Origin of the sequence: Pseudomonas sp. ADAK7 (assembly GCF_012935675.1) — a bacterium.
GTDB lineage: Bacteria > Pseudomonadota > Gammaproteobacteria > Pseudomonadales > Pseudomonadaceae > Aquipseudomonas.
The window spans coordinates 2,820,885-2,843,054 of sequence record NZ_CP052861.1 but is presented as its reverse complement, the minus strand read 5'-3'; the positions used below and the strand labels follow the sequence as shown (position 1 = coordinate 2,843,054).

At 58.9% G+C, this 22,170-nt stretch carries 21 protein-coding genes and 1 tRNA gene; 14 read left to right on the top strand and 8 right to left on the bottom strand.

Translation table 11 applies throughout. The features are described 5' to 3' along the window. Positions 1 to 8: 8 nt before the first annotated feature. A complete protein-coding gene (locus HKK53_RS13225) occupies positions 9 to 1,079 on the top strand; it encodes an AI-2E family transporter (RefSeq protein ID WP_169371181.1) in 1,071 nt (356 codons plus the stop codon). A gap of 134 nt (positions 1,080 to 1,213) precedes the next feature. Here HKK53_RS13225 and HKK53_RS13220 read toward each other — a convergent pair whose 3' ends face one another. Then, positions 1,214 to 1,687, bottom strand: a complete 474-nt coding sequence (locus tag HKK53_RS13220; protein WP_163908935.1) for a peroxiredoxin — start codon at positions 1,685 to 1,687, stop codon at positions 1,214 to 1,216. 10 nt (positions 1,688 to 1,697) lie between these two features. Beyond that, the gene (locus HKK53_RS13215; protein WP_054046705.1) at positions 1,698 to 2,258 is read right to left on the bottom strand and encodes a glycine cleavage system protein R; all 561 of its coding nucleotides are present in this window, start codon (positions 2,256 to 2,258) and stop codon (positions 1,698 to 1,700) included. 328 nt (positions 2,259 to 2,586) lie between these two features. On the opposite strand from HKK53_RS13215, the gene dapA reads away from it, so the two are divergent. From dapA to HKK53_RS13185, 6 genes are all read left to right on the top strand, one after another. Then, entirely contained in the window at positions 2,587 to 3,465 is an 879-nt protein-coding gene (gene dapA / locus HKK53_RS13210) for a 4-hydroxy-tetrahydrodipicolinate synthase (protein WP_169371180.1), read from the top strand. A gap of 17 nt (positions 3,466 to 3,482) precedes the next feature. Further along, positions 3,483 to 4,598 carry an outer membrane protein assembly factor BamC gene (bamC, locus tag HKK53_RS13205; RefSeq protein WP_169371179.1) on the top strand — a complete coding sequence of 372 codons (1,116 nt, stop codon included), beginning with the start codon at positions 3,483 to 3,485 and terminating at the stop codon, positions 4,596 to 4,598. Positions 4,599 to 4,602: 4 nt separating this feature from the next. Next, the gene (locus HKK53_RS13200; protein WP_123406244.1) at positions 4,603 to 5,361 is read left to right on the top strand and encodes an MBL fold metallo-hydrolase; all 759 of its coding nucleotides are present in this window, start codon (positions 4,603 to 4,605) and stop codon (positions 5,359 to 5,361) included. A gap of 28 nt (positions 5,362 to 5,389) precedes the next feature. Next, the gene (gene purC / locus HKK53_RS13195) at positions 5,390 to 6,103 is read left to right on the top strand and encodes a phosphoribosylaminoimidazolesuccinocarboxamide synthase (protein ID WP_008034929.1); all 714 of its coding nucleotides are present in this window, start codon (positions 5,390 to 5,392) and stop codon (positions 6,101 to 6,103) included. An 84-nt stretch (positions 6,104 to 6,187) separates the two neighbouring features. Then, a tRNA-Ser gene (locus HKK53_RS13190) sits at positions 6,188 to 6,277 on the top strand. Positions 6,278 to 6,661: 384 nt separating this feature from the next. Next, positions 6,662 to 7,003, top strand: a complete 342-nt coding sequence (locus tag HKK53_RS13185) for a hypothetical protein (RefSeq protein ID WP_169371178.1) — start codon at positions 6,662 to 6,664, stop codon at positions 7,001 to 7,003. Between the two features lie 143 nt (positions 7,004 to 7,146). Here HKK53_RS13185 and HKK53_RS13180 read toward each other — a convergent pair whose 3' ends face one another. From HKK53_RS13180 to HKK53_RS13165, 4 genes are all read right to left on the bottom strand, one after another. Then, a complete protein-coding gene (locus HKK53_RS13180) occupies positions 7,147 to 7,707 on the bottom strand; it encodes a YSC84-related protein (protein WP_169371177.1) in 561 nt (186 codons plus the stop codon). Positions 7,708 to 8,005: 298 nt separating this feature from the next. Beyond that, positions 8,006 to 10,144, bottom strand: a complete 2,139-nt coding sequence (gene mtlD, locus HKK53_RS13175) for a bifunctional mannitol-1-phosphate dehydrogenase/phosphatase (RefSeq protein ID WP_169371176.1) — start codon at positions 10,142 to 10,144, stop codon at positions 8,006 to 8,008. A 715-nt stretch (positions 10,145 to 10,859) separates the two neighbouring features. Continuing rightward, positions 10,860 to 11,555, bottom strand: a complete 696-nt coding sequence (locus HKK53_RS13170; protein ID WP_169371175.1) for a DUF1963 domain-containing protein — start codon at positions 11,553 to 11,555, stop codon at positions 10,860 to 10,862. Positions 11,556 to 11,663: 108 nt separating this feature from the next. Continuing rightward, positions 11,664 to 11,855 carry a YegP family protein gene (locus HKK53_RS13165; RefSeq protein WP_007958030.1) on the bottom strand — a complete coding sequence of 64 codons (192 nt, stop codon included), beginning with the start codon at positions 11,853 to 11,855 and terminating at the stop codon, positions 11,664 to 11,666. 302 nt (positions 11,856 to 12,157) lie between these two features. Between HKK53_RS13165 and HKK53_RS13160 the strand changes: the two genes are divergently transcribed. The 6 genes from HKK53_RS13160 to HKK53_RS13135 all read left to right on the top strand — a co-directional run bounded on the left by HKK53_RS13160 (position 12,158) and on the right by HKK53_RS13135 (position 17,767). Beyond that, a complete protein-coding gene (locus tag HKK53_RS13160; protein WP_169374239.1) occupies positions 12,158 to 13,102 on the top strand; it encodes a glycosyltransferase family 2 protein in 945 nt (314 codons plus the stop codon). Between the two features lie 3 nt (positions 13,103 to 13,105). Continuing rightward, positions 13,106 to 13,816 carry a class I SAM-dependent methyltransferase gene (locus HKK53_RS13155; protein WP_169371174.1) on the top strand — a complete coding sequence of 237 codons (711 nt, stop codon included), beginning with the start codon at positions 13,106 to 13,108 and terminating at the stop codon, positions 13,814 to 13,816. Then, positions 13,813 to 14,199, top strand: a complete 387-nt coding sequence (locus HKK53_RS13150; RefSeq protein WP_169371173.1) for a GtrA family protein — start codon at positions 13,813 to 13,815, stop codon at positions 14,197 to 14,199. Before HKK53_RS13155 ends, HKK53_RS13150 begins: the two co-directional genes overlap by 4 nt. Then, positions 14,196 to 16,292 carry a DUF6311 domain-containing protein gene (locus HKK53_RS13145; protein ID WP_169371172.1) on the top strand — a complete coding sequence of 699 codons (2,097 nt, stop codon included), beginning with the start codon at positions 14,196 to 14,198 and terminating at the stop codon, positions 16,290 to 16,292. The genes HKK53_RS13150 and HKK53_RS13145 overlap by 4 nt, the downstream gene beginning before the upstream one ends. A gap of 86 nt (positions 16,293 to 16,378) precedes the next feature. Next, positions 16,379 to 17,317 carry a LysR substrate-binding domain-containing protein gene (locus HKK53_RS13140; RefSeq protein WP_169371171.1) on the top strand — a complete coding sequence of 313 codons (939 nt, stop codon included), beginning with the start codon at positions 16,379 to 16,381 and terminating at the stop codon, positions 17,315 to 17,317. A gap of 84 nt (positions 17,318 to 17,401) precedes the next feature. Further along, positions 17,402 to 17,767, top strand: a complete 366-nt coding sequence (locus HKK53_RS13135; protein ID WP_169371170.1) for a 5-carboxymethyl-2-hydroxymuconate Delta-isomerase — start codon at positions 17,402 to 17,404, stop codon at positions 17,765 to 17,767. A gap of 4 nt (positions 17,768 to 17,771) precedes the next feature. On the opposite strand, the gene HKK53_RS13130 is transcribed toward HKK53_RS13135, so the two are convergent. Both HKK53_RS13130 and HKK53_RS13125 read right to left on the bottom strand, forming a co-directional pair. After that, the gene (locus HKK53_RS13130; RefSeq protein WP_169371169.1) at positions 17,772 to 18,707 is read right to left on the bottom strand and encodes a LysR family transcriptional regulator; all 936 of its coding nucleotides are present in this window, start codon (positions 18,705 to 18,707) and stop codon (positions 17,772 to 17,774) included. A 215-nt stretch (positions 18,708 to 18,922) separates the two neighbouring features. Beyond that, positions 18,923 to 20,107, bottom strand: a complete 1,185-nt coding sequence (locus HKK53_RS13125; RefSeq protein WP_169371168.1) for a cyanate transporter — start codon at positions 20,105 to 20,107, stop codon at positions 18,923 to 18,925. Positions 20,108 to 20,669: 562 nt separating this feature from the next. Here HKK53_RS13125 and HKK53_RS13120 point away from each other — a divergent pair. Continuing rightward, positions 20,670 to 22,052 (top strand): glutamine synthetase family protein, encoded by a 1,383-nt coding sequence (locus HKK53_RS13120; protein ID WP_169371167.1) that lies wholly within the window; start codon positions 20,670 to 20,672, stop codon positions 22,050 to 22,052. The last annotated feature ends 118 nt before the right edge of the window (positions 22,053 to 22,170 follow it).

The window sequence follows — 22,170 nt, the reverse complement described above, 5'->3', positions numbered from 1 at the left end:
GATTATTGATGTTCAAAGTGTTACGCGACTGGATTCAGCGCTACTTCTCCGATGAAGAAGCCGTGGTACTGGCGGTCCTGCTGATCCTGGGCTTCACCGCCGTGCTCACTTTGGGCGGCATGCTTGCGCCGGTGCTGGCCGGGATGGTGCTGGCGTATCTGATGCAAGGGCTGGTCGTCACCCTTGAGCGTTTGCGCGTGCCCGGTGGCGCGGCGGTGGGGCTGGTCTTCGCGTTGTTCATGGGCCTGTTGCTGGTGTTCATCGTGGTCGTCGTGCCGTTGCTCTGGCATCAATTGATCACGTTGTTCAACGAACTGCCCGGCATGCTCGCCAAGTGGCAGTCGCTGCTGTTGCTGCTACCTGAACGCTACCCGCATCTGGTATCCGACGAGCAGGTGCTGCAAGCCATCGAAGTGGCCCGGGGCGAGATTGGCAAGTTTGGCCAGTGGGCGCTGACCTTCTCGTTGTCGAGCCTGCCGCTGCTGGTCAACATCATGATCTACCTGGTGCTGGTGCCGATCCTGGTGTTCTTCTTCCTGAAGGATCGGGAAATGATCGGGCAATGGGTTCGCGGCTACCTGCCGCGTGAACGGGCGCTGATTACCCGCGTTGCCCATGAGATGAACCGGCAGATTGCCAATTACATTCGCGGCAAGGTCATCGAAATTTTCATTTGCGGTGGCGTGACCTACATCGGTTTCGTCGTTCTGGGACTCAACTATGCGGCGCTGTTGGCGTTGCTGGTGGGCGTTTCGGTGGTGGTGCCTTATGTCGGCGCCGTAGTGGTCACCGTGCCGGTCATGCTGATTGCGTTGTTCCAGTGGGGCTGGAGTGATCAGTTCATCTACCTGATGGCGGTCTACGGGATCATTCAGACCCTGGACGGCAACGTGCTGGTGCCGCTGCTGTTCTCGGAGGCGGTCAACCTGCACCCGGTGGCAATCATCTGCGCGGTATTGTTGTTTGGCGGTTTGTGGGGCTTCTGGGGGGTGTTCTTTGCGATTCCCCTGGCGACGCTGTTCAAGGCTGTGCTTGATGCGTGGCCGCGCAAGGAACCGGTGGTGGCGCCGTTGCTTTAGATTTCAATCTTGAGGACCTCTTCGCGGGCAAGCCTCGCTCCTACAGACTTGCGTCGTTCCCGATCTGGCGAACGGCGCAAACCCTGTAGGAGCGAGGCTTGCCCGCGAAGGCGCCGGAACAGGCGCCAATAAAATCAGGCCTTATTCAGGGCCTGAGCGGCAGCCAGAACCGCATCCACATGCCCCGGCACCTTCACACCGCGCCATTCCTGACGCAGCACACCATCCTTGTCGATCAGGAACGTGCTGCGATCAACGCCCATGTATTCCTTGCCATAGAGCTTTTTCAGCTTGATCACATCGAAAAGTTGGCACAGCGCTTCTTCCTTGTCGCTGATCAGCTCGAAGGTGAATGCCTGCTTGGCCTTGAAGTTCTCGTGGGATTTCAGGCTGTCGCGGGACACGCCGAAAACTTCGGTGTTGGCGGCTTTAAAGGCCTCCAGCTGATCGCGAAAACCCTGGCCCTGGGTCGTGCAGCCCGGGGTGCTGTCCTTCGGATAGAAGTAAATCACCACTTGCTTGCCTTTGAGGCTGGCGAGGCTGACGGTCTGCCCGCTGGTGGCGGGTGCTTCGAAGTCGGTAACCGGTTGGTCGATAGCAACGGCCATTAAAGCTTCCTTACATTGGGTTTTGTGGGCGCCACGGTTCGATCAGGGCGTCCAGGTTCAGCGCGTCGGCGAAATCCAGGAACTGATCGCGCAGCCAGCTGATTTGCACGCCGGCCGGCAGCGTCACGGTAAACGTGGCGTTAAGCATGGTGCCGCCGGTTTGTGGCGCCTGATACGTGTCGCAGGTCAGGTTTTCCAGCTCGACGTTGTGGTCCATGAAGAACTGGCACAACTCGTTGATGATGTCCGAGCGGTAGGCCGAGCTGACATAGGCGACGTAAGGCAGGGCCTGTGGACGGTTCTCTAAAGCCGCGCTGCGCACCACGTTGACCGTGAAGGCGTGCTTCTTGGCGAGGATCGGCAGGCTGCCTTCCAGGCGGGCCAGGGCGTCCCAGCTGCCGGAGATCTCGAGGATCAGGGCACTGCACTCGCCATGACGGGTCAGGCGAGAAGTGACCACGGCGCAGCGGTTTTCATGGCTGGCGCGGCACAGGACGTTAGTCAGCTCCATGGGGTTGGCGCCGAGGGCACTGATGACAAGGAATTGTTCGCGAACTGTGGGGGTGGACATGCAGCATTCCTAAAGCGATGAGCGGTCGATACTTCTACGGGCTTTTTTTACCGGGGGCGACCCTGCGCAGACGAATTCAGAAAACCCGAGCCGAAGGTTGCAACGTGCTCCGCAGTGGCGGGAGCGAGGGGTGGCAACGCTGGATCGGGGCTTGTGATGCCGAAAATGGAGGCTGGAACCCGGCGTAAGAGCTTATCAGTACCGATCAAAGTCTGAAGGGTAGCGAAAAGCGGCGCCAAGGGGAATGGCAGCAGCGCAGTACTTCGCTTGTACAAGCATCTTGGCGCCAGTACCATTACGGCTCTCTTTTTCCGGCAGGAGCGGTTGCATGATTGCGGGCAGTATGGTGGCACTGGTCACACCCATGGATGCACAAGGTCGTCTCGACTGGGACAGCCTGAGCAAACTGGTGGACTTTCACCTGCAAAACGGCACCCACGCGATCGTGGCGGTCGGCACTACAGGTGAATCGGCCACGCTAGACGTGAACGAACACATCGAAGTGATTCGTTACGTGGTCAAGCAGGTTGCAGGGCGCATCCCGGTCATCGCCGGTACCGGTGCGAACTCGACACGCGAAGCCATCGAGCTGACCACCAACGCCAAGAGCGCCGGCGCCGACGCCTGCCTGCTGGTCACACCTTATTACAACAAGCCGACCCAGGAAGGCCTGTACCAGCACTTCAAGGCCATCGCCGAAGCCGTCGATATCCCGCAGATCCTATATAACGTGCCTGGCCGCACCGCGTGCGACATGCAGGCCGAGACCGTGATCCGCCTGTCGACCGTGAAAAACATCATCGGTATCAAGGAAGCCACCGGCGACCTGGGTCGTGCCAAAGCGATCATCGACGGTGTCAGCAAAGACTTCCTGGTGATCTCCGGTGACGACGCCACGGCTGTCGAGCTGATCCTGCTGGGCGGCAAAGGCAACATCTCGGTGACCGCCAACGTCGCCCCGCGTGACATGGCCGACCTGTGCAACGCCGCGCTCAAGGGCGACGCCGTGACTGCTCGGGCCATCCACGAAAAGCTGATGCCGCTCAACAAGACCCTGTTTATCGAATCCAACCCTATCCCCGTGAAATGGGCACTGCATGAAATGGGCTTGATGCCGGACGGTATCCGTCTGCCGCTCACCTGGCTCAGCGCTGCCTGTCACGAACCGCTGCGGCAGGCCATGCGCCAGTCCGGCGTCCTGGTTTAATTGAGGAAGTACTACGCATGAAGCGATTGGCCGGACTTTCCGCACTTGCCTTGATTATCTCCAGCACCAGTGGCTGCGGATGGATCTGGGGCCCGGAAGGTTACTTCCGTGACCGTGGTAGCGATTACCTGGAAGCGCAACAGACTGCACCAATGCAACTGCCACCGGATGTCCAGACCGCCAAACGTCTGGATCCGCTGTTGCCGATCCCGCGTAACGTGGCCGACGACACCGCCAAGGGCGAATACATCGTGCCACGTCCGCAGCCGCTGTCGGCCGTTGCTGACGCCAGCGACTACACCCTGCAGAAAAGCGGTGACTCGAGCTGGGTCATGGGTCAACACCCACCGGCCGAAGCCTGGCCTGTGGCCGTGCAATTCTTCCAGGACAACGGTTTCCGCCTGGACGAACAACGCCCGCAAACCGGCGAATTCACCACCACCTGGCAGCATTCCGACGAACTGTCCGCGGCCATGGCCAAGCGCCTGAGCGCGGCCGGCGTCAGTGCGGACAGCGAAACCCGCGTGCGGGTCCGCATCGAGCCAGGCGTGCAGCGCAACACCAGTGAAATCTACGTGGTCAGCGCCCAGCGCCCGGCCGGCAGTACCGCCGACGTCGACTTCACCAACCGTTCGGTCAACACTGGCCTCGACGCTGCACTGGTCGACGACATGCTCGCAAGCATGAGCCGCACGGCCGAGAAGGGCGGTTCGGTCTCGATGCTGGCTTCCCAGGACTCCGATAAGCCAAGTCGTGTCAGCCTGAGCGAAGACGGCAGCGGCAACCCGATCCTGAACGTCGGTCCGGACCTGGATCGTGCCTGGTCGAGCGTCGGTCGCGCGCTGGAACAGGGCGAGTGGCGCGTTGAAGACATCAACCGCAGCCTGGGCCTGTACTACATCAACCTGTCGGAAAAAGCCGAGAAGAAAGACGAGAAGCCTGGCTTCTTCAGCAGCCTGTTCGGCAGTGCGCCGACCAAGGAAGAAGTTGAAGCCCGTGCCGAGCGTTATCAGGTTCGCCTGAGCAAGGTTGGCGAGAACGTCCAGGTCACCGTCGAGAAAAACATCAACACCGTGGCGCCGGCAGAAGTGGCGCGCAAAGTGTTGAGCGTGATTCAGGACAACCTGGGCTGATCACATGCGTTTTGCCGTTCTCGGCAGCGGTAGCCAAGGGAATGGCACGCTGATAGCCAGCGCTGACACGTATGTGCTGGTGGATTGTGGTTTCTCCCTGCGGGAAACCGAAAAACGCCTGCTGCGCCTGGGTGTAAACCCGGCGCAGTTGAGCGCGATACTCGTGACCCACGAACATGCCGACCACGTGCATGGCGTGGGTTTGCTGTCTCGGCGCTACAATCTGCCTGTCTACCTCAGTCGCGGCACCCTGCGCGGGATGCGCAAACCGATCGAACCCGCGGGCTTCCTGGCTGGCGGCGAGCAATTGCAAATCGGCGCCCTGAACATCGAAGTCATTGCCGTGGCCCACGATGCACAAGAGCCGACGCAATACGTATTCAATGACGGTGAGCGACGCTTCGGCCTGCTGACCGACCTGGGCTCGTATTGCAACAAGGTGCTGGACGGCTATCGGGACCTCGATGCGTTGATGATCGAGTCCAACCATTGCCGTGACATGCTGGCTCGCGGTCACTACCCCTACTTCCTGAAGCAGCGGGTGGGCGGTGAACTGGGACATTTGAACAACCACCAGGCGGCATTCCTGGTGTCCGAGTTGGGCTGGCAAGGCCTGCAACACCTGGTCCTGGCCCATCTGAGCAGCAAGAACAACCTGCCGCAGCTGGCCCGGCAATGTTTTGTCGACACCCTCGGGTGCGACCCGGACTGGCTGCAACTGGCCGATCAAGATTCAGGGCTCGACTGGCGACACATCGCCTAGCCCACCTACTTAGCAAGCGGAGCCCATCATGGAAAAACGTGAAGAACTCTACCGCGGCAAAGCCAAATCGGTTTTCAAGACCGACGACGCTGACCGCTTGATCCTGCTGTTTCGCAACGACACCTCGGCGTTCGACGGCAAGCGCATCGAACAGCTCGACCGTAAGGGCATGGTGAACAACAAGTTCAACGCCTTCATCATGCAGAAACTCGAAGCAGCCGGCGTGCCGACTCAATTCGACAAACTGCTGGGCGACAACGAATGCCTGGTGAAAAAACTCGACATGATCCCGGTCGAGTGCGTCGTGCGTAACTACGCCGCGGGCAGCCTGGTCAAGCGTCTGGGCGTTGAAGAGGGCATGAAGCTCAACCCTTACACCTTCGAGCTGTTCCTGAAGGACGACGCCAAGGGCGACCCGTTCATCAACGAATCCCACGTCGTGGCGTTCGGTTGGGGCACCGCCGAGCAACTGGTTCGCATGAAAGAACTGTCGCTCAAGGTCAACGAAGTCCTGAGCAAACTGTTCGATGACGCTGGTCTGCTGCTGGTCGACTTCAAACTCGAATTCGGCGTGTTCTCCGACGGCTCCATCGTCCTGGGCGACGAATTCAGCCCGGACGGCTGCCGCCTGTGGGACAAGGCCACCGGCAAGAAAATGGACAAGGACCGCTTCCGCCAGGGCCTCGGTGACGTCATCGAAGCCTACGAAGAAGTCGCCAATCGTCTGGGCGTACCGCTTTAATCGACGCAAGCATCTGATAGCACGGAAAAAATTTGCTTAGGGGGGTTCGCTTCCTGCGAAAGTGTTGTTATGATGCGCGCCGTTGGAGAGATGCCAGAGTGGCCGAATGGGACGGATTCGAAATCCGTTGTACCTTCACCGGTACCTAGGGTTCGAATCCCTATCTCTCCGCCATTATTTGAAAACCCCGTAAGTTTCTGACTTACGGGGTTTTTTTGTGTCCGTTGATTAGAGCTCCTGTTAGCTCGTATTAGCGCGTTTGAGTGAGTACCTGAACCGCGCAGTGCGATGCTCTCGGCTCAATGGAGAGACGTAGTACTCCCAGCATTACGACTCGTGACGCTGTGATGGGGTGCTCATTTCAAAATAATGATCAGGTTTCTTGGCTGGAAAAAAGGAGAGTTTCCTGTGTTTGAATTTAGCGGAATATTTATTGTGGTGTTTGTAATCTGGCGTATAACGAAGCGACTAATAGTTGGCAGAGTAAGTAAAAAATTATCCAAATCGGTATCTATTGCGGTCAAGCAGGACGAAGAATCCAAGCGCGATGCGTGAAACTTGGATTGCTATGAAAAAAACAACCCTGAGTTTGAATCTCTTGAAGTACATGAGCAACACGGGTTTTTAATTATTATGCTCTATCAAAGTTTAAAGTCCGAGTCAGGTGCAGACTATAATGAAGGTGATGACGGCTCCCAAAGCTTTCGAGGATACAAAAGCGTTAGCCATGAACTAGGCGTTCCTGGCGACTTATTTCAAAGTGTCTTCTTGGATAATATTGAAGAGCTAAAGCGATTCATGTGCGAAATTGATAGATCGGGACAACCTCACCACAATAAATCGCTCGAAACGCGTATGGCGGTGGCGGTTAGCTTACTTAAGCCCGCATTTGAAGATTGATTGCGATTCCTAAACATCCCTGGGATTGAAGGTCATAGTCTGACAATCCCAATCTCTGCGCCATTATTGGACAAGACGAAGCCCCCGTAATAATTGCTGATTACGGGGGCTTTTTCGTTTCTAAGATGTTTTTCCGGGCAAATTTAGCGCTTGATCAGCGAGATCTTTGTTCCTTCAATACTGACCCCGGCCATTAACCCCTGTTGGTCGAAGATGAATGCGTATGCGTCATCTTTCAGCGTCGAGCTGGACAAGTTTTTCGCAACCCCTTCATCAACCACAACAACGGTTGGCCCTACACCGATTTCCCAGCCCTTGGTCTCGCGGACGTAATTCACCGCTTTGTCGGTCATCAGGAAAACCGCGTAGCCGTAAGACTGAGCTCCTGCTTGCAGCCCCCATGAGCCGGTGACGGAGTTGTAATAACCCTGTACTTGCTTGCCCTTCAGTAATACGCCTTCGCCATAGCTACCGCCGAACACCAGGCCCGCCTTGATGATCTTCGGGAAGACCAGAATTGCCTTGGCATTGTGCGCGATGGTTTCTGCGAAAGGAGTGGCTTTGTAGAGCGTTTGCAGCGCTTGTCGAGAGTCTGTATTCAGATCCTCGGCAGTGGCCGCACTTACATTGTTCAGGATGCTTACCGACGCCAATGAGGCTGTGGCGAGGAAGATTGACAGGAAGAACCGCATTGACCGAGTCATATCCGTACTCCGATAAGGGAGCATTGGAGGGGATCAGCAGCCCGCACCTGCATCAAACAGCAACGAGTCAACTGAACGTTATCCGGCGCGCCCTAAAATGGGTGAATCGCAAGCTTCGCTCTTGAATAAACAGGCGCAGGGCCTTTTGTTCCGTCACGATGCCGTCACTGGTTATGACCCCCGAGCAAGGGCTGGGTTCGTAGTGGCGATGTGTAGGGCAAAGTCGGGGCAAAAGCCCCGTAGTTGAATAAGCTGCGGGGCTTTTGGGTTTCAGTTGCTACGGCGAGTCCTGTTCTCGTTAATTGCGTACCGGCCACCCCCAATGCGCGGAATCCGGCTTCACCAATCGCTGGAAATGCCCACCAATCCCTTCAACCAAACTCGCGTCCTTGATCGGATCCAGTCCCGGATACGGCTTGCCGTTATAGCTCCCCGTATACGTCAACATTGCCTCGACACTCCCGCTCTCGTCGTAAAGCGTACGCATCAACTGGCTCTCCTGATCCTTTGCGTCCGTCGAACGGAGGGCGTAGTGCAGGGCCAGCGCGGTGCCGAACTCCAGGCCGGAGGAGTCGATGCCGTGTTTGCGGGCCAGGTCGATGCTGCGCAGAATGCGTTCGTTGCGTTGCAGTTTGCGCAGCGGGTCGCGGCCGACGCGGGCGCAGGGGTCCTTGAAGGAGGTGTTGCAGCGTTCGAGGAAGGTTTTGGCGAAACCGGCGACGGCTTCGCTCATTTGCGGGTTTTCCGCTACCAGGGCCGGGCCGACTTCCTGGCGGATCAGGCGTTCGGCCAATGCGCTGACGCGCGGGTCGCCCATGCCCTGGCCCAGCCACGAATAGCCCAACAGGCTGGCGTACCAGGCAATGATCGCGTGGGGGCCATTCCACAGGAGGTTTTTGATGACCTGGGTCTGGGTGATGTCTTCCACGGTTTTCACTTGGCGCAACCGTTCAAGCAGGTTGCTGCCGCGCTCGACGTACAAGGGCATGTCCGGTTCGCTGTTGAACAGAATCAGGTGCAACTGGCTCAGGGCGTTACTCGACTGGGCGAAGGGCCGGAAGCGACCGATCAGCCGTTCATATTCGGGCGCCTTTGCGGTCGTCAGTGCTTGGGGAGCGCTCGGTTCGTCGCTCAGGCTGTTCTGGAAGATCTTCGATTTGATCCGCAGTTGCCTGAGCAGGGCCTCGTTGGAAATCTTCGAGACGATGCGGCTGACGACGGTTTCGGCAAAGTGGGTCTTGTCGAGGATCTGCTCGCAGGTCTCAGGGGACACCAGCAGCAGCAACTGCGCTTCGACGTGGCGGCGCACGAAAGCGGCGCCACCGACCTTATTCAGCACGATCAGGATGGTCAGCTCGCGTCTACGGCGTTCGTAACGGCGGATCAAGCCCTTGGCGATGACGTCGGCCTGTTTGCGGATGGCCGGCTCGGGCAGGCTCAGGCCGACGATCTCTGCGACGTCGTACATATCGATCACCGCTTCGGCGTCGTCCATGTCGATCATCCGCAGGTTTTCGATGGTCTGGTCGAAGGACGTGGCGCCGTAACGCACGCTGAACCGGCCGAAGGCGTCGACCGTTTCACGCAGCATGCGCGAACGGGTGGCACCGATGATTTCACAGGGCCGGGTGTAGCCGTCCCAGTGGGAGAAAATCTGCGTCAGGTAGCCGCCGCCCATGGCGCCGAAACCGTGGATGCCCACGCGAAACTGGTTGAGTGCCTGGGGGAAGGTCTCGGTCAGTTCGGGCGTGCCGAGGTCGGGCATGCATTCGGTCAGATCGCCGAGAAATTCCTGCATGTTGCTGTAAGCCTTGAGCGCACCGGCCTTGACCTCGGGCGCGGGTGGCTTGATGTCTTCGATCAGGATCGGCTGGCCCTCGGCCCGGATCGCCGAAAGCAAACCGTTTTCCGAATCTTCGACCATGAAGCAGTGGCCCGGCTCGCAATTGAGCGCGCTGGCTGCCCGCAGGAAGATCTCGGGATGGGGCTTGCCCTGGGTGACTTCGTCGCCACACACGGTGATGTCGAAGTACTTGAGCACGTTGGCGTTGATCAGGTATTCCTCGGCAATCGCCCGACGGCTTGAGGTCGCAACCGCCATGGTCAGGCCGTACTTGCGCAAGCGCTCCAGCACCTCCAGCAAACCGGCCTTGATCGGCACACCTTCATTACGCACATACGCCAGCTCCAGCTCATCGGCGCGCTGGCGGATCTCGGCGTAGGGGAAGTCTTCACCGTTATGCGCTTTGGCCAGAGCCTCGGCCTTCTTGGCGCTCAGGCCCAGCGAGCCGATCAGGGTTTCCTCGCTCAACGGCTTGCCGAAGATCTCGTTGGAAGCCTGCTTAAGGGTTTTGAAGCGCAGGCGTTCGGTGTCAAACATGGTGCCATCCATGTCGAAGATGGCACTGAATATTCTTTTTCCCTGGAAAAAAATCATTGATTGATACTCCTTGTACCGTGGGGTGGCGCGACGCAAAGCCGCCTGAAAAGGGGCGCTGCGTCTGCAAAATGAGGTGTCCTGGAGCTGACGGGCGCGGTTCGAGGCGCGAAGGCCGACCGGGCGATGTCTCGCTCAGGAAGTGATGGGTTCAGACAGAAAAGCCAGACGAACACGAACTCCGCGAAAAAACGGGAGAAGGGGCGCCGGTTCAGTGGCTAACGATCAGAAGCAGGCAGGCGGAGGGACTGAGCAATGGCGCCGATGGGCGCACCAGTCCGACAAACGAGGTCGAAGACGGTGTAAAGCGAGGAGTGCAAAGAGGCGAGGAGCAAGCCCTGTGGCTGCTTTAGCGCAGCATTTGACGTGAGGCCCACAGTGCGCAATCAGGGATGCGGAAAGTGGGCCGACAAGGCGATCGATACGTGTGATTCCGAGCATAAGACGCTGTGATTTCCTGCGGCGTGGCTTAGGGTCTTTTTAGGTATACAGCATGGGAAGCGCCTAGATCAAGGCTGGGGGTGGGGGCGTTTGGCGTTGCGATGGGGCTGAGGATCGTTGGAAGTCGAGCGGGTGAAGGGTGTCACGGGCGTGCACACGTGAACAGCACGCACCCGTGAAAAAACCTCATGGCGCAATGTTACGAGGTTTTTTGGGGGTAGGGATTTTGTGCCTGTGTTCATTCACGGGTGGACGAAGGCGCCGCATCTTTTGACTAATAGAAATCGTAGTAGATGGCCCATGTTCCGCTGATTTTGTTCTTCCAGAACATCAGGCTTCCGCTGTCCACGACATTCAGATTGATCTTCGAATCGGACGAAATCTGGAACACGAATTCAAAATCATCGCCGGGGTCGATGCCGGATTGACAGAACGAGGGATAGCCGCCGATTTTGTGTTCGTAGGTGTGAGTGATCAGGTCGTAATAGGATTCGATTTGTCCAGATCGCTCAAGTTTGAGTATTTCAAGCTCCAGGTCTCTGGGAACACCGCCACCGTCCCACAGTGGAAAGTCCTCTTCAACCAATTCGGCCTTCAGCGCAAAGGGCTTGATGTAGGCATTTGCTACCGGCAGTTCTTTGCGTACTAGCACATCATCAAAGGTGTATTCGCGAATGAGCCAGTTGTTACCCATTGGTTCAAAGGGTTCAGGAAACGGATCAGAGACAAAGACTGTCAGTACGCGAATCCCCTTCAGGGCCAGGCTGGAGAACGGCAGGCTGGGAAGAAAAAACTGAGCATAGGGTTGCAGTTCCTCGCCCGCATCGTTTTTGGGGACCGTTTCATCCGGGCGGAAAAGGAATACTTTGCCAAGCCAGCTTTCCTCATCCTTGAGCGTAGGCCGGAACCCGCCGGCGACGAACTTTATGGCAGGTGTCGCGAGGCGTCGCCTGATTTCTTGTATCTCCATTGAAAACAAACTCCTGGTCAGGGTGGTGCAGTCAATAACGTCTTGCCTGCATTGTCGAGCGCGGGATCCAAGAGCTGCCCATCAAGCATGAGCAGCCGGCTCAATCTTTTAGATTTCCTTGACCGGAGTCTCCCCCTGCACCCCCTTGATCAACTCAATCACATGCAAACAATCCGCTTTGTTCACATACGACTCGCCACTGGCAACCGTCTCATGATTCCCCGCCCGTAGCCGCCAGCGCCACTGCCCTTTCCCTGTGCTCGGGGTGCCTTTCGATTGCCTGTAAATCTCAAAATACATTCAGCTCGCTCCATGCGATGGGTCAATTGCGACAACCTGTGTGCCGCATGTCAGCAAGCCTAGCGGAGCTGGTTTTTTTGGCCATCGGGCATTTGTTTCCAATGATTTGAAGGCTTTTCCTACAACTGAAAGGGCTCTGAAAGAATGGCCAAAACCGCCGCAGTTTCGCCCTTGCATCACCTCCCTTGCTCCTGCTTAATACGGGTCAGCTCATGGCGCCGGAAAACCTCTCGGTGGCCGAAAATTGTTGATAAAACACTATAAAAAAGAGCAATCAATTGACTCATCAGCACGGAACGCAAATGGCCGGGCATGTGGAGCTTTCGCTCGTCATCCCGGTATTCAATGAAGCGGCGACCATTGATTTGTTCATCGCGCGGATTACTGACGTCTTCAAGGAGGAGACGCTGGTGGATCTGGAGATGGTGTTCGTCAATGACGGCAGCACCGACGCCACGCTGGACTTGCTTCTGGAGCGCCAGACGACCGACCCGCGGGTGCGGATCGTCGATCTGAGCCGTAATTTCGGCAAGGAGGCGGCGTTGACCGCTGGCTTGCAGACGGCCACCGGCCAGGTGGTGGTACCGATCGATGTCGATTTGCAGGACCCGCCGGAAGTGATCCTGCAGATGATTGCCCTTTGGCGACTGGGCTTTGAAGTGGTACTGGGTCATCGTGTGAGTCGCAAGACCGACTCCTGGGCCAAGAAAACCTCGGCCAACTGGTTCTATCGCCTGCACAACAAAATCTCTGATCAACCGCTGCCCAAAGATGTCGGCGATTTCCGGCTGATGGACCGCTGTGTGGTCGATGCCTTGCAGACCTTGCCGGAGTCCCGGCGCTTCATGAAAGGCTTGTTTGCCTGGGTCGGGTTTCGCACCACGCATGTCGATTACGAGCGCCCGGAGCGGGTGGCGGGTGAAACCAAGTTCAACGGCTGGCGCCTGTGGAATTTCGCGCTGGAAGGCATCACCAGTTTCAGTACCGACCCGCTCAAGGTCTGGACCTATCTGGGGCTGTTCGTGTCCGTGGTGTCTTTCTCATTTGCCATTTTTATCATCTTGCGCACGTTGATTTCCGGCATCGATTTGCCGGGCTACGCGTCGCTGATGGTGGCCGTGACCTTTCTCGGCGGGCTGCAACTGATCGGCATCGGGGTGCTCGGCGAGTACCTGGGTCGCACCTACATCGAATCAAAACGCCGGCCGGTGTATCTGGTGCGTCGCGTCTATAACGCCAAGGACTGAACCATGGATCTCAAGGAAACCGATATCCTCGGTTCAAGCATTGACCAGCACTGGTATTACGCGTCCAAAGCGGCGGCGACTAAGCGTCTGCTGGGCGATACCCCGATCAGAAAAATTCTCGATGTCGGTGCCGGTTCCGGGTTTTTCACCCATCACCTGCTGACCCACACTGCCGCGAACGAAGCCTGGTGCGTGGATATCAGCTACGACGCGGATAGCGACGCCAGCACCGCTGGAAAACCGGTGCATTACCGGCGCGGCATCGATGCGGTGGATGCCGATCTGGTGCTGCTGATGGACGTGCTGGAGCATGTCGATGACGACGTCGGGCTGCTCAAGGCTTATGTCGATAAAGTCCCGTCCGGCAGCCGTTTCCTGATGACGGTTCCGGCGTTCCAGTTTCTCTGGAGCGGGCACGACGATTTTCTGGAGCACAAGCGCCGTTACACCTTGGCGCAATTTGAAACAGTGGCCCGGGACGCCGGTTTGACGGTGCAGCAGGGCGCCTACTATTTCGGCGCGGTGTTCCCGATTGCGGCCACCCTGCGGCTGTTGCCCAAAGGCACACAACCGTCGCCGCCACGTTCGCAACTCAAGCAGCATCATCCCGTGGTCAATTCGATTCTGAAGACCCTGTGCAGCATCGAGCTGCCGTTCATGGGGGCGAATCGCCTGGCCGGTCTGACGGTGTTCGTGCTGGCGCAGAAGCCGTGACCTCAGCCGAAAAATCTGCATTGATCAAAAGAGCGTTGAGGTTTGCCGTGACCGGGTTGTTTGTCACGGCCCTTCACGCGGTCGTTGCTGTGCTGTTCATCCATTTCGTGATGCCGATGCCGCCCCTGGCCAATGGTGTGGCATTTGCCGTGGCGACGGTGGCGTCTTACTTGATCAACACGACCTGGAGTTTTTCCGCCCGGCTGCACGGCCGCACGCTGCTGCGTTTCATGATGGTCTCGGCGGCGGGTTTCCTGTTGGCGATGTTCGTGGCCTGGGCGGCGCAATTCGCCGGGCTCAATTATTTGTTGGGGATTGGCGCAGTGGCGTTGACCCTGCCGGCGTTCACCTTTGTATTGCATAACTTCTGGACGTATCGATGAAGGTTTCGGGCATGCACTGGAGGCTCGCATTGCTGCCCTTGTTGATGGGGGTGGTGGCGTTTTTCATGGTGATCGGGCCGCGAGCCCTGGACCCGCAAAACATTGCCTGGCTGGAAAGCGGCGATCCGGCGACTCATTACCTGGGCTGGGTGTTCTTCCGACACGCCCCTTGGAGTTTTCCGCTCGGGCTTAACCCGTCCTACGGCTTGGAGCTGGGAAGCGCGGTCATTTTTTCCGACTCCAATCCGCTGCTGGCCTTTCTATTCAAACCGTTCAATTCATGGCTGCCCGAGACGTTCCAGTACTTCGGTATCTGGCTGCTCGCGTGTTTTGTCCTGCAAGCCTGGTTTGCCTGGAAGTTAATGGGGCTGTTGACGCCCAATGTCGTCCTGAGGCTGCTGGGCACCGGTCTGTTCCTGTTTTCGCCGCCGATGTTTTTGCGCATGGGCGGGCACCTGTCCCTGGCCGGGCATTTTCTGATTCTGGCCGCGCTCTATCTGGCGCTGCACCCTGGTGTGCAGAAGCGCCGCCTGGCCTGGGGCGCGTTGTTGGCCGCGACGGCACTGGTGCACGCTTACCTGCTGGCGATGGTGGCATTGATCTGGATCGCTGATCTGGCGGGCCGAACTCGTAAGGGTCAGTTGAACCGGCGCACTGCGCTAATAGAGGGTGTGTTGCTGTTTTCGCTGGTGAGTCTGTGTTGCTGGCAGGCGGGGTATTTCAGCATCGGCGACGGTACGGCGTCCGGCGGTTTTGGGTTGTACCGCATGAATCTATTGGCACCGATCGATGCCAATGGATGGTCGTCGCTGCTACCGAATTTGCCGGAGGCCAGCGGCGACTACGAAGGTTTCAACTACCTTGGGGCGGGGACGCTGTTGCTGGCAATCTGCGCTGGCATCGCGCTGCTGCGCGGTAAAACCAACGTGGGCAATGCTGTGCGCAAGCTGCCGATCCTGTTGCTGGCGCTGATCGGCTTGCTGCTGTTTGCGCTGTCGAACGAGATCGGCCTCGGCCTGCTCAACCTCCACTACCCGTTGCCGGGGAAAATCGTCAAATTGGCGAGTATCTTCCGAGCGTCGGGGCGGATGTTCTGGCCGGTGTTCTACGTCATTGTGTTTGTGGTCATTTACCTCGTGGTGCGTGGTAACCGGACGCGCACGGCGGTGTGCCTGCTGGCGGTGGCGCTGGGTGTTCAAGTCGTGGATACCCACGCCGGCTGGGTCGGCCTGCGGCAGAATCGGATGATGGCGCCGGCCAGCGAGTGGTCGACCCCCTTGCGCGACCCGTTCTGGGCCAGCGCCGCCTCCCATTACGCGAACATTCGTGCGTTGCCACCGCAGAATCAGTCGGACACCTGGCTGCCGCTGGCGAACTACGCCGCCTCGTTTGGCCTGAAGACTGACGTTGCCTATCTGGGACGGATGAGCTCGACCGCGCTGGAACAGGCCCGGAACAAGACCCGACGGATGCTGGAAACGGGGCAGTACGAGCCAGACTCGCTGTACATCCTCGATGAAAACACCCTGCTCGACGCGGTGAAAACCATCAACAGCGAAACGGACCTGCTCGCTCGTATCGACGGCCTGGTGGTGCTGGCGCCGGGCTGGAAGCAATGCACTCAATGCCTCGCCGTCCCGGACGAAGCGCGTTCGATGCAGCTGGTGCCGCTGATCAAGGTCGGGCAGCAGCAGCTGTTCAACTACAAGACTCATCACTTGACCCAAGGCTGGGGAGCGCCGGAAACCTGGGGCACCTGGTCTGACGGCGCAGACGCTGACATCCTGCTTCGGGTACCGCCAGAGGCCCGGACCATCGTGATCGACGCCCTGGCCTTCGTGCAGCCGACGCACCTCGGTCAGACGGTGGCCTTCAGTATCAATGGCGTACAAGCAGTGACGACGCGTCTGACAACGCTTCAAGGCAATCACATAGAAATCCCACTGACAGCGGCCATCCACGACGCCGTCGCCAGCGACAAACTAATGCATATTCATGTGCAGTTGCCTGACGCGATCAGCCCGAAACAATTGGGGTTAGGGGATGATCAACGGGTGATGGGCCTGGGGATGAAGTCGTTGTCGGTGCAGTGATCCTGCGCACGACGGCGATCATGCCGATAGACGCCACCCCCCGGCCTTTCTAAACTGGCCCAAGTCTTGGGGACGGGGTGCAGTGGATGAATCGCAATGAACTACGCAAGGCCGACATCAATCTGATGGTGGTGTTCGAGACCTTGATGCTGGAACGCAACGTGACGCGGGTGGCGGAGAAACTGTTTCTCGGCCAGCCGACTATCAGTGCCGCGCTCAACCGCTTGCGCACGATGTTCAACGATCCGCTGTTCATTCGCGTCGGCCATCGCATGGAGCCGACGGCCCGGGCCGAAGAAATCATCCAGCACCTGTCGCCGGCGCTGGACTCGCTGTCGGTGGCCTTGAGCCTGACTCACGATTTCGACCCGGCCAGCAGCACCATGACCTTTCGTATCGGCCTGTCGGACGATGTCGAATTCGGCCTGCTGCCACCGCTCCTGCGCGCCTTGCGCCAGGAAGCGCCGAAGGTGGTGTTTGTGGTCCAGCATGTCGATTACTGGCGCATTCCCGACCTGCTTGCCTCCGGCGATATCACCGTCGGTATCAGCCAGACCCGCGGCTTGCCGGCCAACGCCAAGCGCAAATTGCTGCGGCACATCCTGCCGAGCCTTTTGCGCGCCGATGCGTCCGATACACCGCTGACGCTGGATGAATATTGCTCACGCCCGCACGTGCTGGTGTCCCACACCGCCAACGTCAGTGGCTATGCCGATGAATGGCTGGCGGAGATCGGGCGTAAGCGTCACGTCGTCCTGTCCGTGCCGCAATACAGCTCGTTGCCGGCCCTGCTGGCGGGGACTGACCTGATTGCCAGTTTGCCGGACTACACCGCCACTGCGATGGCCGCGTCCGGTCAATTGTTTCAGGAACCGTTTCCGTTCAAGACCCCGACGTTGGACCTGTCCATGGTCTGGCTCAGTCATGTCGACACCGACCCGGCCGAACGCTGGTTGCGTTCACGTCTGGAAGCGTTCATGAGTGAGCGTGGCCTGGCCAACATGCACAGCACCGGTTCACTCTGATAACAGAGCCCGAAAAGCCGACCGAGCGTAGGTCGGCTCTGTGATATATGTAGGCCCTTTCTCCCCACCTTCAGGAGCACCGCCATGCCTCACCTGCACATGGAATACACCGCCAACCTGCCCGAGCTGAACGCCGACGTGGCGTTGATCCGGCTCAACAATACGTTGGTGGGTTCCGGTCAGTTTGCGGCGGAATTCGACATCAAGAGCCGTGCCGTGAAGGTCGAGACTTTCAAGGTCGGTACCGGGATGGGCGAGCGGGCGTTCGTGCATGTGAAGCTGGCGTTGCTCAGTGGTCGCCCGCCGCAGGTCAAGAAGCAGCTGTCCGAAAGCCTGTTGGCCGTGGTGCAGGATTTGTGTGAGTGGCCGACGGGGGTAGAAGTCCAATTGTGTGTGGAAATCCTCGACATCGACCGCGAGTCCTACACCAAGACGGCCATCGGCCTCTGAGTGCTCAGGCGGCTTGCTGCTCCGCGCAGGCCTGGACCACTTGTTCGCGCAGCCAAGTGTTGGCGCTGTCCTGATCGACACTTTGGCTCCACTGCATGTCGAGGGTGAAACCCGGCAAGCCGTTAGGCGCCTCGCAATGTTTGAACACCGCTTCGTTGGCCAGCAAGCGCTGGATGCGCCGGGGCAGGGTCAGGATGAAATCCGTGCCGGTAATCGTCTTCAGCGCCGCGCTGTAGCTGTTGGACCGCGCAACAATCTGGCGCTTTTGCGCCTGCCGCGCCAGCCAACCGTCGACCATGTTGGTGGTGGAAGTCCAGGGCGTCGGGAACACGTGACGGCGTTCCGTGAAAGCTTGCAGGCTTAACCGCGGCTCCCGCGGCGTGGCACGTTTGTCGAAAACACACACCAGATCGTCTTCGAGCAGCTTCCGGGACTTGAGGTCGGTGTGGCTGCAATGAAAGTTCGGGCCGAAACAGATCACCAGGTCGAGGCTGCCATCGCGCAGTTCGGCGGCCGGGATATCGGTTTCGAACTTATGCATGTTGACCAGCACCGGCAGGTCCGCGAAATCGAAACGCTTCAACAGGCGCGGCAGGATCAATTGCTCGAAGTATTCCGGCGCGCAGATATTGAAGGTGACTGGCTGGGCGGTCGGGTCAAACACTTGGGCGCCGGCGTGGCACAGGTTGATGCTTTCAAGGATCTTCAGCACATGGGTGTACATGGTGCCGGCTTTGTAGGTGGGGCGCATTCCGGTGCGGGTGTTGATGAACAACTCGTCTTCGAAACTGGTGCGCAATTTTTTCAGGCAGTAACTCACGGTGGACTGACTGACGAAGAGGGCCTCCGACACACCGGTGACGCTGCTTTGCTCATACACGGCGACAAACACCATGAGGTCCTGCATATCGAGCTTTCTAAGCAAGTTACTGTTCAGCATCCGTTCTGTCTCGCTGTGCTCCTTGCGCTGACAGTGCGCAAACGTGTGCGAACGATCCTAACGGAACGATGGTGCCAGGAGAATGCCTTGTAGGAAGTTTCACTGTCAGCTGTGGGACAGAAAATGTTGTGAACACGACCTACGATTTCAATCTCGGCAAACATGGCCAGAGGCCTCTAGCCTTTGCGCCTTGGCCAGGCCCCCGCGTTGACGGGTCAGTGAATGTGTTTGGCATAGTGCCGTGGATCAAAGCGCAGGACCATCACAATCATCAGCGCCATGACCCCGGTCAGTGACCACCAGGCCCATTCGAAACTGCCCAACTGATCGCGAATCAACCCGGCGATCAGCGGCGAAAGGCCGGCGATCAGGTAGCCGATGCCTTGCACGAAGGCCGTCAGCCCGCCGGCGCGCTGAGGGTTGTCCAGATGATCGAGCGACACGATCAGGCTCATCGGGAACAGCCCGCCGATTCCCAGGCCCAGCAGGCACGGCCACAGCAGGCTCAGGTGTTGCGGGCTGAGGATCAGGCCGCAAAAACCGGCCATGATCAGCCCCAGCAATACCACCAGTACCAGGCGCCGGTCACGGCTGCGGTTGGCGATGGCCGGGGTCAGCAGGCCGGACAACACTTCCATCGCCGTCAGAAAGCCCAGCAACAACCCGGCGTTCTGTTCGCTCCAGCCTTTTTCCACGTAGTACGGCGCCAGCCAGGCGAGCACGCAGGTGTAGGACGCGGTGCCGAGGCCAAAGAAGATTGCGAGTAACCAGGCGCGGGAATTGCTGAAGAAGGATTCGCCGCGCCGCGCCTGCGTTGGTAACGTCGGGATCGTTTTGCGCTGGACGGTCCAGAACAGCAACGCCAGCACGGCCAGCGCCGCCCAGATTGCCAGGCCCGTGCGCCAACTGCCGGTACGGGTCATCACCAGCGGTGCAAACGATGCCGCAATCGCCGCGCCGCCCATGATCGAGGTGACATAGAGCCCCATGCACACGGCGACGTTGTCGCTGAAGCGGGATTTGATCAGCGCCGGCATCAACGCCTGGATCAGCGCGATGCCGACGCCGGCGGCGATGGCGCTGACGATCAGTTCGGCGGCGGAATCGAGAAACAGCCGCGACGCCGTGGCCAGGCCGATGATCAGCAGCGACAGCACCACGGTGCGCTGCTCGCCCAGGCGCTGGCTGACGCCAATCCCGAAAAACATCGCCAGCCCCATGGCCATCACCGGCAGCATCGTCAGCAGCGACGCGAGGCTGAAACTCAACGGAATATCCCCGCGTATCGCCGACAACAACGGGCCGACGGCGGCCATGGATGGACGCAGGTTCAAGGCGACCAGAATGATGCTGACCATTAACCACAGGGCAGGGCGGGCTGTTGCGCGAACGTTTTCCATGGGCGGACCTTACAAAACAAGGCCCCGATTAGGCGGGAGGGGCAGGGCGGCGGCAAATCAGAAAGTCGGGAGTGGTATTTAGAAATTAAATACAACGACGTACACCCGTAGGAGCAAGGCTTGCCCGCGATTGCGGTTTCAAACCTGGCGAGGCATTGACTGGCAGTTCGCAATCGCGGGCAAGCCTTGCTCCTACAATGTTTAGCCATTGCACAACCAAAGTTCTTCAATTCCCGATTTAACCCACCTTCCACCCGTGTGACGCTGCTGCTCATTGTTTTCTGCGGTTTTATCTATGGACGGTTGGCCACTCGCACTCCACCACCCGGCATTCAGCGGCGCTTGTGCGTCCAGCCGTGGTCGTCGGTTCCTGCCTGCCACCGCGCCAAACCTCTCTGCACTCCCTTCCGAACTGGCCTTCTGGGCGCTGTGGCATTGCCGTCATGCGCGCCCGCCGGATTCCTGCGTTTCCCGTTGATTGCTCCTAAAGGTCCCGCGCCAAGCGTCGGGATCAAAACGGCGACGCCTGTGCGTTTGCCTGACCCGGAAAACGAGAATTCCCATGAGTTGTGCCACGACCTCCTTCGCCACGCAGCAAGAAGCCCTGAACTTTCTGGAGCAGAACCCGGATATTGAGATGTTCGAGTTGTTCATCCTCGACAACAACGGCGTGCCGCGCGGCAAGTTGCTGCATCGCGATGAGCTGCTGGCGGTGTATGAAAGCGGCCGGCCATTGCCGAGCACCATTCTCGGCCTGACCATCAACGGCGACGACGTGGAAAACTCCGGGCTGGTGTGGGACGTCGGCGACATCGATTGCCGCGCCTACCCGGTCAGCGGCAGTTTGCAACGCATGCCTTGGCGGCTGATTCCGACGGCGGCGGTCCAAGTCAGCATGCACCCCAAGGAAGGCATGCCGGCGACGATTGCCGACCCACGGCACTTGCTGGCCAAGGTCATCGAGGGCTTGCAGGCCGACGGTTATTACCCGGTGATGGCGGCGGAGCTGGAGTTCTATTTGCTGGATCAACAGCGCGACAGCAACGGCCGGCCACAACCGGCGCGGGACGTCGATGGCGGCCGGCCACGGGCGACCCAGGTCTACGGTTTGCGCGAGCTGGAACAGATCGAGCCGTTCCTCGCCGACCTCTACAGCGCCTGCAAACTCCAGGGCATTCCGGCGCGCACGGCGATTTCCGAATACGCGCCGGGTCAGGTGGAAATCACCCTTGAACACCGCACCGACGCCTTGCAGGCGATGGATGAAGCGGTGCGTTACAAACGGCTGGTCAAAGGTGTGGCGCACAAGCACGGGATGGCTGCGTGTTTCATGGCCAAACCTTTCGATGACCTGGCCGGCACCGGCATGCACATGCACGTCAGCCTCGCCGACAAGGATGGCAACAACCTGTTCGCCAGCGAAGCACCCGACGGCACGCCGCTGCTCCGGCACGCAGTAGGCGGCATGCTCAGCACGTTGCTCGATTCGCTGCTGTTGTTCTGCCCGAACGCCAATTCCTATCGGCGCTTCCAGACCAACAGCTATGCGCCACTGGCGGCCACCTGGGGCGTGGACAACCGCACCGTGAGCCTGCGCGTCCCCGGCGGACCGGCGTTCTCCCGGCACATCGAACACCGCATCTGTGGTGCCGACGCCAACCCGTATCTGGCAGCGGCGGCGATCCTGGCCGGCATTCACCGCGGCATTCGCGAGCAACTCGATCCCGGCGCGCCGGTGGAAGGCAACGGTTACGCCCAGGCCACCGAGCTGCTGCCCACCGACTGGTTGACTACCTTGCGTGCGCTGGAAGGTTCGAGTTGGGCGCGGGAAGCGTTCGGCGGTGAGTTTCTTGGGGTGTACCTGGCGGTGAAGCGTGCCGAGTATCGGCAGTTCATGGGCGAGGTCGGCGAGCAGGATTGGCGCTGGTACCTGAACCAGGCCTGACTGTTTCTCAAATACATTAAACGTTTCACGGTTATATCGGGAGCCAACTAATCGTTGGCTTCTTTTTCACGAAAAATTGATGGTTCGCTGCTTAAAGTTTGTGCTGTCGCGGAAAATG

Bases quoted from the DNA above. Each gene is read 5' to 3' on its own strand.
- HKK53_RS13225 (WP_169371181.1), top strand. From the start codon at position 9: ATGTTCAAAGTGTTACGCGACTGGATTCAGCGCTACTTCTCCGATGAA.
- HKK53_RS13220 (WP_163908935.1), bottom strand. From the start codon at position 1,687: ATGGCCGTTGCTATCGACCAACCGGTTACCGACTTCGAAGCACCCGCC.
- HKK53_RS13215 (WP_054046705.1), bottom strand. From the start codon at position 2,258: ATGTCCACCCCCACAGTTCGCGAACAATTCCTTGTCATCAGTGCCCTC.
- dapA (WP_169371180.1), top strand. From the start codon at position 2,587: ATGATTGCGGGCAGTATGGTGGCACTGGTCACACCCATGGATGCACAA.
- bamC (WP_169371179.1), top strand. From the start codon at position 3,483: ATGAAGCGATTGGCCGGACTTTCCGCACTTGCCTTGATTATCTCCAGC.
- HKK53_RS13200 (WP_123406244.1), top strand. From the start codon at position 4,603: ATGCGTTTTGCCGTTCTCGGCAGCGGTAGCCAAGGGAATGGCACGCTG.
- purC (WP_008034929.1), top strand. From the start codon at position 5,390: ATGGAAAAACGTGAAGAACTCTACCGCGGCAAAGCCAAATCGGTTTTC.
- HKK53_RS13180 (WP_169371177.1), bottom strand. From the start codon at position 7,707: ATGACTCGGTCAATGCGGTTCTTCCTGTCAATCTTCCTCGCCACAGCC.
- mtlD (WP_169371176.1), bottom strand. From the start codon at position 10,144: ATGATTTTTTTCCAGGGAAAAAGAATATTCAGTGCCATCTTCGACATG.
- HKK53_RS13170 (WP_169371175.1), bottom strand. From the start codon at position 11,555: ATGGAGATACAAGAAATCAGGCGACGCCTCGCGACACCTGCCATAAAG.
- HKK53_RS13165 (WP_007958030.1), bottom strand. From the start codon at position 11,855: ATGTATTTTGAGATTTACAGGCAATCGAAAGGCACCCCGAGCACAGGG.
- HKK53_RS13160 (WP_169374239.1), top strand. From the start codon at position 12,158: ATGGCCGGGCATGTGGAGCTTTCGCTCGTCATCCCGGTATTCAATGAA.
- HKK53_RS13155 (WP_169371174.1), top strand. From the start codon at position 13,106: ATGGATCTCAAGGAAACCGATATCCTCGGTTCAAGCATTGACCAGCAC.
- HKK53_RS13145 (WP_169371172.1), top strand. From the start codon at position 14,196: ATGAAGGTTTCGGGCATGCACTGGAGGCTCGCATTGCTGCCCTTGTTG.
- HKK53_RS13140 (WP_169371171.1), top strand. From the start codon at position 16,379: ATGAATCGCAATGAACTACGCAAGGCCGACATCAATCTGATGGTGGTG.
- HKK53_RS13135 (WP_169371170.1), top strand. From the start codon at position 17,402: ATGCCTCACCTGCACATGGAATACACCGCCAACCTGCCCGAGCTGAAC.
- HKK53_RS13130 (WP_169371169.1), bottom strand. From the start codon at position 18,707: ATGCTGAACAGTAACTTGCTTAGAAAGCTCGATATGCAGGACCTCATG.
- HKK53_RS13125 (WP_169371168.1), bottom strand. From the start codon at position 20,107: ATGGAAAACGTTCGCGCAACAGCCCGCCCTGCCCTGTGGTTAATGGTC.
- HKK53_RS13120 (WP_169371167.1), top strand. From the start codon at position 20,670: ATGAGTTGTGCCACGACCTCCTTCGCCACGCAGCAAGAAGCCCTGAAC.